The following is an 8,538-nucleotide window of genomic DNA, read 5'->3' as shown; positions in this document are numbered from 1 at the left end:
TTTTCTTGGCAGCGTGCTTCTTAGCAGCGTGCTTGTGGGCCTTCTTGGCCTTCGGAGCGGAAGCGTCGGCCTTGGCGGCTTGAGCCTTCTGAGCGGAAGCGTCCTTCTTGGCTACGTGCTTCTTGGCCTTCTTGGCCTTCGGAGCGGAAGCGTCAGCCTTGGCGGCTTGAGCCTTTTGAGCGGAAGCTACTTTTTTCTTTTCGGCCTTCTTGGCCTTGTGGATTGCCGGAGCGGAAGCGGCGGCCTTTTCAGCGGCGAAGCCGTTAGCGGACACCAGGCTGAAAGCAGCGGTCAGGGCGAGCAGAGCCAGCTTTTTCATTTACGAAACTCCTAAGTTTCTTTCGATTGGGTTGAAACGGACCCGAAGAAGTCCTAATTCAGGGCGAATGCTATCGGTGGCAAGATGTAGCGTCTAGGGCAGGCATGTATCTCAATGTTACAAAATGTACATTAGGCTGTCGGCCAGCGAAGCAAAAAGCGCGCGCCGCCCATCGGCGAACTTTCCACCTTGATGCTGCCCCGGTGGGCGCGGGCGATGCCGGCGACGATGGCCAGCCCCAAGCCATGGCCGCCGGTCTTGCGGCCGCGGCTTTCATCCAGGCGGATGAAAGGGTCGAACACCCGCTCGCGGTCTTCCTCCGGGATGCCGGGGCCGTCATCGTCGACGATGATGCAGCATTGCTGCTTGTCGACCAGGATGTGGGTGGCGACGACGGCGTTGGCGTGGCGGCGGGCGTTGGACAGCAAGTTGTCCAGCGCGCGGGTGATCAGGTGTTCGTCGGCGGTGATGGTGAGCTCTTCGCCGGCCGGTTCTATCCAGTGGATTTCCTGTGCCAGCGCGGCCTGGCCGGCGATGCGGTCGCGCGCCCAGGGCAGCGCGTTGAAGCTGCTCAGCGTCAGCGGCGCCTCGGGGCGGTCCAGCCGGGCGTGGAACAACAGTTCCTCCACCAGCTTGTCGATGGCGGTGAGGTCGCGCTCGATGGCTTGCCGCTCCGGCGCTTCTTCATCGCCCTCCAGCAGCGCCAGCCGGTAGCGCAGCCGCGCCAACGGCGTCCGCAGCTCATGGGCGACGGCGTTGGTCAGCGTCTTCTTGCTGTTGATCAGCGCGCCGATATTGTCGGCCATGTGATTGAAGGCGACGCCGAGATGGTGGACGCCCGAATGCGGCGGCAGGTCGACGCGGGCGGACAGGTCGCCGTTGGCCAGCAGGCCGGCGGTGCGCTCCAGCGCCACCAGGTCGCGCCAGTGGGGGCGCATCCACAGGAACACCGGAATCGCCAGCGACAGGCCCAAGAGACCCAGCAACGCGTAGTCGAACCACTTGAGCCGGTGCAGGAAAAACAGGTAGCGCAGCGGGCCGGCCACCAGCAGGTAGTTGCTGTCCTGCAGTTTCTGCAGGAACAGGTATTTGTCCTCCAGCATCACGATTTCGCCGCGGTCGAGCGCCTCTCTCGATTCTTCGTCGAGGATGTAGTTGCTCATCTTCTCCACCTTCACGCGGAAGGTGAAGCCGTAGTCGGCGTTGGCCAGGGTCTCGCTCCAGCGGTCTTCCGGCACGCCGCGCAGGTCGGCCTCGATCAGCGACAGCGTGGTGCGCAGCAGGTCGGCCAGATAGCGTTCGCCGACGTCGTCGACAGCCTGCTTGTATACCACGCCGACCATCACCACCGCGACCAGGAAGCAGGCCATCAGCAGCAGGTAGAACTGGACGAAAAGGCGGCGCATCCGCGCTTACTCCCAGCCGGACAGCGAGAACAGGTAACCGCGGTTGCGCACGGTCTTGATGCGGAACGGCTCGCTGGGGTTGTCGCCCAGCTTCTTGCGCAGACGCGAGATGGCCACGTCTATGCTGCGGTCCAGGCCGTCGTAATCGACGCCGCGCATTTCCTTCAGCAGCAGGTCGCGGTTCAGGGTTTCGCCGGCGTGGCTGGCCAAGAGCCACAGCAGGTCGAAGTCGGAGGTGGACAGCGGGATCTTTTCGCCGGCCAGCACCACGTCGCGGCTGACCGGATCGATGGACAGCTGGCCGAACACCGCCTTGCGCGAGCCCTTGGCCGGCTGCGCCTCGGCGGGCTGGGCCGGGCGCAGATTGCGCAGCTGCGCGCGCAGCCGGGCCACCAGCACCGACGGCGGCGTGGTTTTCAGGATGTAGTCGTTGGCGCCCAGTTCCAGGCCCAGGATCTGGTTCATGTCGCTGTCCAGCGAGGTCAGCATGATGATGGGGCCGTCGAACTTGGGCCGCAGCTCGCGGCAGATCGACAGGCCGTCCTTGCCCGGCAGCATGATGTCCAGCAGCACCATGTCCGGCGCTTCGCGGGCGATGGTGTCCAGCGCGGCGTCGCCGCGCGGTTCGATCACCACTTCCATTTCGTGGCGGGACAGGAAATCGCTGATCAGTTCGGCGAGGTCGGCGTCGTCTTCGACGAATACGATGCGATGGGTCATGCGGGTATCCATGCGGTTGATTGGCGGTTTGCCGGCAAGTATCTCGCGCCGGGGGCCGCGGCTCAAGTGCGGACAGCCGCTCAGGCGGGCTCCCGGCCGGGCAGGAACAGCGGATTGAAGCCGATGCGCGCGAAACCGGCCTCGCCGGCCAGCAGGTCCAGCGCCAGGCTGGCCAGGTCGTCGGCGCCGGCCTCCGCGCCGGCGTCCAGCGGCAGGGAAATCTGCTTGAGCGCGCCATGGCATTCGCCGCAGGCTTCCACTTCGCGCGCGCCGCGCTCCTGGTGGGGCTGCTGATGGTCGGGTGGGGCGGGGACATGGCCCTGCGCCGCCAGCGAGTAGTAATGCAGATCCCGGCTGTTGCCGCAGGCCAGGCAGCGCACCCGGCCCACCGGCCAGGCGTGGCTGCACATCGAGCACATCACGTAGCGCTGGGCGTGGCCGCTGTCGCCGCGCAGCAGCAGCGAGGCCAGCGGCAGGCCGCCGCAGCACGGGCAGCGCGTCTCCTGGCTTTGCGGCTCAGGCAGCGGCCGCTGCCGTATGCTGCGGGTGGCCTGAGCCTGCAACGCGGCGCCCAGCAGCGGCAGCGCGGCGAACAAGGGGCCATCGGCCGGATAGTCGCCATTGATCAGACGCTCGGCCAGCCGGCTGAGCGCGGCGGCGTCCAGCGCCAGCAAGGGCACCAACGCGGCCTGAACCGGGGCCGGAAGCTGCGGCTCCAGCGCCTGGGCCAGTTTCTCCAGCGCGGCGCGGGGATCGAGCCGGGACGCGTCGTGCAACGCTTGCTGCTGCTGGCAGATGGCGGCGCATAGCACCAGAAAGCCGGCCATCGCGTGGCCGTCGGCCAGTTGCAGCAGCCGCGCGGCGCGGCGGGCAAAGATGTCGGGCGGCGGCCGCAGCACGGGCTGGCTCATCAGTGGAACGTCGCCGGCGCGGATCTGTTCGGCGGGGAGGATGGGTTGGGTGGGTGTCATGGTTAGTCGCGACGATTTATTTGGAAGAAGCCTAGCGTATGAGGTGGTATGGAGCTTGTGTCCGCTGCGCGGACGATATTTAGGTGGAGGTTCCGCCCGCCGGACGGGCCAGGGGCTGTGCGGCCAGCCTTGTCGCTGAGCGAATCGAAGATTCGCACGCAGAGGCGATCCCAGGCCGTCCCTGCAGCCGGCGAAACCCCGGTCCAAAAGCAGCTGGCAAGGCGCTGCCGAAACTAGCCGCGCGCTAATGTCGCGCGGCGTCGAACAAATCGGCGGCTTAAAACCTTGCCAGCCGCTTTTGGACCGGCGCGTGCTGAAGGGGATGATGGTCGCTCCATTGCCAGCCGTTCATAGGGACAAGCGCTAAGATTTGCTTGCCGTTGCTGGGACATGGCCTTATTTCTTCCCCGTCATTTCCTTATACCAGCCCGGGTGGTGCTTCTTGGCCCAGGCATGGGTGACCACGCCCTCCACCATCGCCCGTATGGTGCCCTTCACCCACAGCGCGGCGTAGACGTGGACGATGATGCTGGCGATCAGAAGGGTGGCGGCCCAGGCATGCAGCAGCAGGGCGAGGCGGATCACCGGGATGGGGAAATAGCCGGAAAAGTACTGGCGCCAGGCGATCAGGCCGGTGACCAGCATGGTGGCCACGCACAGGGTCATGATCCAGAACATCGCCTTCTGGCCGCCGTTGTACTTGCCTACCTCCACCGTCTCATGGCCGCGCAGCACGTCCTTCACCGCCAACATCCACTTGATGTCCTGGCTGTTGATCAGGTTGCGCCGCCAGTAGCGGAAAAACTGGACGAAAAAGCCGACGAACATCAGCACGCCGACGAAGGGGTGCACCATGCGCGCCAGCTGCGGCGTGCCGAACACGCCGGTCAGCCAGAAGAAGGCCGGGTAGAACAGCGCCAGGCCGGAAAGCGCCAGCAGCACGAAGCAGATGGCGACGATCCAGTGGTTGATCCGCTCGGCGACGCTGTAGCGTTGCAGCAGTTTTTCCTTCATCGCTTGTCCTCCTCGCGCGTTTCGCTTTCGTCTTCGCCGTCGGCGCGATTGGGGCCGACGCTGATGTAGTGCAGGAAGCCGAACAGGCCGGCGGCGGCGATACCTATCGTCGCCAGCGGCTTGAGCAAGCCCTTCCACAACTGCACGGTGGGGCTGATCTCGGGGTTGTTCGGCAGGCCGGAATACTGCTCGGGCTTGTCGGCGTGGTGCAGCACGTACATCACGTGGGTGCCGCCGACGCCTTGCGGGTCGTACAGGCCGGCATGCTGATAACCGCGCCGTTGCAGGTCGGCCACCCGTTCCGCCGCCACTTCCTTCATGTCTTCCTTGGAGCCGAACTGGATGGCTCCGGTGGGACAGGTCTTGACGCAGGCAGGCTCCAGGCCGACGGCGACGCGGTCGGAGCACAGCGTGCACTTGTAGGCCTTGTTGTCTTCCTTGCTGATGCGCGGGATGTCGAACGGACAGCCGGCGATGCAGTAGCCGCAGCCTATGCAGTTTTCCTGGTGGAAATCGACGATGCCGTTGCTGTATTGCACGATGGCGCCCGGCGATGGACAGGCTTTCAGACAGCCCGGGTCGGCGCAGTGCATGCAGCCGTCCTTGCGGATCAGCCATTCCAGCTTGCCGTTGCTTTCCTCCTCGGCGAAGCGCATCACCGTCCAGGCCTTGGCGGACAGGTCGGTGGGATTGTCATAGACGCCGATGTTGTGGCCGACTTCCTCGCGGATGTCGTTCCATTCGGAACAGGCCACCTGGCAGGCCTTGCAGCCGATGCAGGTGGAGGTGTCGATCAGCTTGGCCACTTCCAGCGTCTGGCGGACCTTGGGGCTTTCGGTCGGGCTGGCGGAGCGGCGCTTGATATCCAGGGATTGCAATGGCATGGCGGCGGCTCCTTACAGTTTTTCCAGTTTGACAAGGAAGGCCTTGTACTCGGGCGTCTGGGTGTTGCAATCGCCGACCGCGGGCGGCAGCGAATTGGTCAGGTAGCCCGGCCGCGCCACGCCTTCCCAGCCCCAGTGCAGCGGGATGCCGATCTGGTGCACGGTCTGGCCGTTGACCTTCAGCGCCATCAGCCGCTTGGTGACCACCGCCTTGGCCTTGACGAAGCCGCGGTTGGAGCTGACCTTGACCATATCGCCCTGGGCGATGCCTTTTTCGCGGGCCAAGGCTTCGCCGATCTCGACGAACTGCTCGGGCTGGGCGATGGCGCTCAACAGCACCGACTTGGTCCAGAACTGGAAGTGCTCGGTCAGCCGGTAAGTGGTCCCGACGTAGGGGAAGTCTTTATGCGTGCCCAGCCGCTGCTTGTCGCTGTCGAACAGCCGCACCGCCGGGCTGGACACCACCTTGGGGTGCAGCGGATTGGTGCCGATCGGGCTTTCCATCGGCTCGTAGTGCTCGGGGAAGGGGCCGTCCACCAGCTTGTCGGCGCAGAACAGCCGGCCCACGCCCTCGGGGTTCATGATGAAGGGCATCATGCCGGAATCCGGCGCGGCGTCGGCCTTGAAGTCCGGCACGTCGCCGCCCACCCATTTGTCGCCGTTCCAGCTGATCAGCTTGCGCGCGGGGTCCCACGGCTTGCCGGACGGATCGCAGGAGGCGCGGTTGTACAGGATGCGGCGGTTGGCCGGCCACGACCACGACCAGCCCGGCGTGTTGCCGAGGCCGGTGTCGGTATTGTCGCGGCGCGCCATCTGGTTGCCGGCCTGAGGCCAGCAGCCGGAGAAGATCCAACAGGCGCAGGCGGTGCGGCCGTCGTCCTGCAGCACGGCGAAGCCGGGAATCTGCTCGCCCTTCTTCACCAAGGTCTTGCTGGGGTCGGCCGGGTCCGGCAGGTCGGCCAGCGCCTTGCCGTTCATCTCCATCGCCAGCTCGCTCGGCGTCGGAGCCTTCGGGTCGCGGTAGTTCCAGTTCACTTTCAGGATCGGTTCGGCCAGCTTGCCGCCTTCCTTGCGGTAGAGGTCGCGGATGGCGACGAACAATTCGCCGATGATCTCGTTGTCGCCTCTGGCCTCGCCCGGCGGCTGGGCGCCTTTCCAGTGCCATTGCAGCCAGCGCGCGGAGTTGACGATGGAGCCGTCCTCCTCGGCGAAACAGGTCGATGGCAGACGGAACACCGTGGTCTGGATCTTGGCCGGGTCGACGTCATGCGCCTCGCCGTGGTTCTGCCAGAAGGTGGAGGTCTCGGTGGCGATCGGGTCGATGATCACCATGTACTTGAGCTTGGAGAAGGCCTCGGTCACCTTGGCGGCGTCAGGGAAGCTGGCCAGCGGGTTGAAGCCCTGCACGATGAAGCCGTTCATCTTGCCCTGGTACATCAGCTCGGCCATGTGCAGCACGTCGTACATCTTGTCCCACTTGGGCAGCCAGTCGTAGCCCCAGTCGTTGTCCTTGCTCGCGTTGTCGCCCCACATCCATTTCATCAGGCTGACGAAGAACTTGGGCGTGTTGCTCCAGTAGTTGAACTGGTTCGCCTGCAGGGTCTTGGGCGTGGTCTTGGCGAGATAGGTGGCCAGGTCGGGATGGTCGGCTTCGCTCGGCAGCGTCAGGTAGCCGGGCAGGCTGGTGGACAAGAGGCCCAGGTCGGACAGGCCCTGGATGTTGGAGTGGCCGCGCAGCGCGTTGACGCCGCCGCCGGGCATGCCGATATTGCCGAGCAAGAGCTGGATCATCGCCATGGTGCGGATGTTCTGTGAGCCGGTGGTGTGCTGGGTCCAGCCCAGCGCGTACAGGATGGTGCCGGCCTTGTCGGGGCGGGCGGTCTCGCCCAGCTCCTTGCACACCTGCAAAAAGCCGTCCACCGGCGTGCCGCAGATGTTGTTGACCACTTCCGGCGTGTAGCGCGCGTAATGCTGCTTCAACAACTGCCAGACGCAGCGCGGGTGTTGCAGCGTGGGGTCGGTCTTGGCGTAGCCGTCGTCGCCCAGCTCATAGTTCCAGCTGCTCTTGTCGTACTTGCCCTTGGCGGCGTCGTAGCCGGAGAACAGGCCTTCGTCGAAGCGGTAGTCGTCGCGGACGATCAGCGCGGCGTTGGTGTAGGCCTTGACGTAGTCCCAGTGGATCTTGTCGTGCTTGATCAGCCAGTTGATCACGCCGCCCAGGAAGGCGATGTCGGAGCCGACGCGGATGGGGAGATACAGGTCGGACACCGAGGCGGTGCGGTTGTAGCGCGGATCGACCACGATCAGCCGCGTGCCGCGGGTCTTTTTCGCCTCGATCGCCCATTTGAAGCCCACCGGGTGGGCCTCGGCGGCGTTGCCGCCCATCACCAGGATGAAGTCGGCGTTCTTGATGTCCACCCAGCTGTTGGTCATCGCGCCGCGGCCGAAGGTGGAGGCCAGCGCCGACACTGTCGGACCGTGGCAGACGCGGGCCTGGGCGTCGGTGGCGACGATGCCCAGGCTGCGGATGAATTTCTGCGAGATGATGCCGGTTTCGTTGGAGCCGGCCGACGCGGTCAGCATCGCGGTGGACAGCCAGCGGTTGATCGGCACGCCGGCGGCGTTTTTTTCTGCGATATGCGCGTCGCGGTCGTCCTTCATCAGCCGGGCGATGCGGGAAATCGCCTCGTCCCAGCTGACGCGCTTCCACTCGCCGCTGCCGGCCTCGCGCACTTCGGGGTATTTCAGCCGCTTGGGGCTGTGGATGAAATCGAGCAGGCCGGCGCCCTTGGGACAGAGCGAGCCGCGGCTGACCGGATGGTCCGGATCGCCCTCGATATGGTAGATCTCGCCGTGCGTGTTCTTGGCGCCGTCGCCCAGTCCGTACAGGATCAGGCCGCAGCCGACGGAGCAGTAGGTACAGGTGTTGCGGGTTTCGCGCGCGCCCATCAGCTTGAACTGCCTCACTTCGGCCAAGGCCAACTGTGGCGCGAAGCCCATGGCGACCAGGCTGGATGCGCCCAGCTGCGCGGCGGTCAGCTTGAACAGCTGGCGTCGAGTGACTTGCATCGTCTTTCCTCCAGAGTACCCGCGCTACCGGAGGCGAACGGATAAACCAAATGGATTTTATTTATGAATCTTTATTCTTTTATGCTACTCCGATGAAGGGGTAATGACCATCTTATTGACATGGCTTTTGCGGGGCAAGCCGGAACCCAGGGCGG

The 8,538-nt window shown here is 65.0% G+C and carries 7 protein-coding genes; all 7 read right to left on the bottom strand.

Translation table 11 applies throughout. The annotated features are described in order from the left end of the window. A partial coding sequence (locus VL52_RS02765; protein WP_200895945.1) for a hypothetical protein occupies positions 1 to 319 on the bottom strand: 319 nt, incomplete at its 3' end. A 131-nt stretch (positions 320 to 450) separates the two neighbouring features. Next, positions 451 to 1,725, bottom strand: coding sequence for a two-component system sensor histidine kinase RstB (rstB, locus tag VL52_RS02760; RefSeq protein ID WP_031295477.1), 1,275 nt, complete (start codon positions 1,723 to 1,725; stop codon positions 451 to 453). A gap of 6 nt (positions 1,726 to 1,731) precedes the next feature. Then, a complete protein-coding gene (gene rstA / locus VL52_RS02755) occupies positions 1,732 to 2,445 on the bottom strand; it encodes a two-component system response regulator RstA (protein WP_046155599.1) in 714 nt (237 codons plus the stop codon). Between the two features lie 80 nt (positions 2,446 to 2,525). Next, a complete protein-coding gene (gene fdhE, locus VL52_RS02750) occupies positions 2,526 to 3,416 on the bottom strand; it encodes a formate dehydrogenase accessory protein FdhE domain-containing protein (RefSeq protein WP_082107298.1) in 891 nt (296 codons plus the stop codon). Positions 3,417 to 3,812: 396 nt separating this feature from the next. Further along, on the bottom strand, positions 3,813 to 4,430 hold the full coding sequence (locus VL52_RS02745) for a formate dehydrogenase subunit gamma (protein WP_046155597.1): 618 nt from the start codon (positions 4,428 to 4,430) through the stop codon (positions 3,813 to 3,815). Then, entirely contained in the window at positions 4,427 to 5,314 is an 888-nt protein-coding gene (fdxH, locus tag VL52_RS02740) for a formate dehydrogenase subunit beta (protein ID WP_046155596.1), read from the bottom strand. Before fdxH ends, VL52_RS02745 begins: the two co-directional genes overlap by 4 nt. Before the next feature lie 12 nt (positions 5,315 to 5,326). Then, the gene (fdnG, locus tag VL52_RS02735) at positions 5,327 to 8,383 is read right to left on the bottom strand and encodes a formate dehydrogenase-N subunit alpha (protein WP_082113590.1); all 3,057 of its coding nucleotides are present in this window, start codon (positions 8,381 to 8,383) and stop codon (positions 5,327 to 5,329) included. Positions 8,384 to 8,538 lie beyond the last annotated feature (155 nt).

The sequence above is a fragment of the Chromobacterium vaccinii genome, assembly GCF_000971335.1.
Taxonomy (GTDB): domain Bacteria; phylum Pseudomonadota; class Gammaproteobacteria; order Burkholderiales; family Chromobacteriaceae; genus Chromobacterium; species Chromobacterium vaccinii.
The sequence above is the reverse complement of the archived record's forward strand: the minus strand, read 5'-3'. Positions and strand labels throughout refer to the sequence as shown.

Coding starts and splice junctions, on each gene's coding strand:
- rstB (WP_031295477.1), bottom strand. CDS start 1,725: ATGCGCCGCCTTTTCGTCCAGTTCTACCTGCTGCTGATGGCCTGCTTC.
- rstA (WP_046155599.1), bottom strand. CDS start 2,445: ATGACCCATCGCATCGTATTCGTCGAAGACGACGCCGACCTCGCCGAA.
- fdhE (WP_082107298.1), bottom strand. CDS start 3,416: ATGACACCCACCCAACCCATCCTCCCCGCCGAACAGATCCGCGCCGGC.
- VL52_RS02745 (WP_046155597.1), bottom strand. CDS start 4,430: ATGAAGGAAAAACTGCTGCAACGCTACAGCGTCGCCGAGCGGATCAAC.
- fdxH (WP_046155596.1), bottom strand. CDS start 5,314: ATGCCATTGCAATCCCTGGATATCAAGCGCCGCTCCGCCAGCCCGACC.
- fdnG (WP_082113590.1), bottom strand. CDS start 8,383: ATGCAAGTCACTCGACGCCAGCTGTTCAAGCTGACCGCCGCGCAGCTG.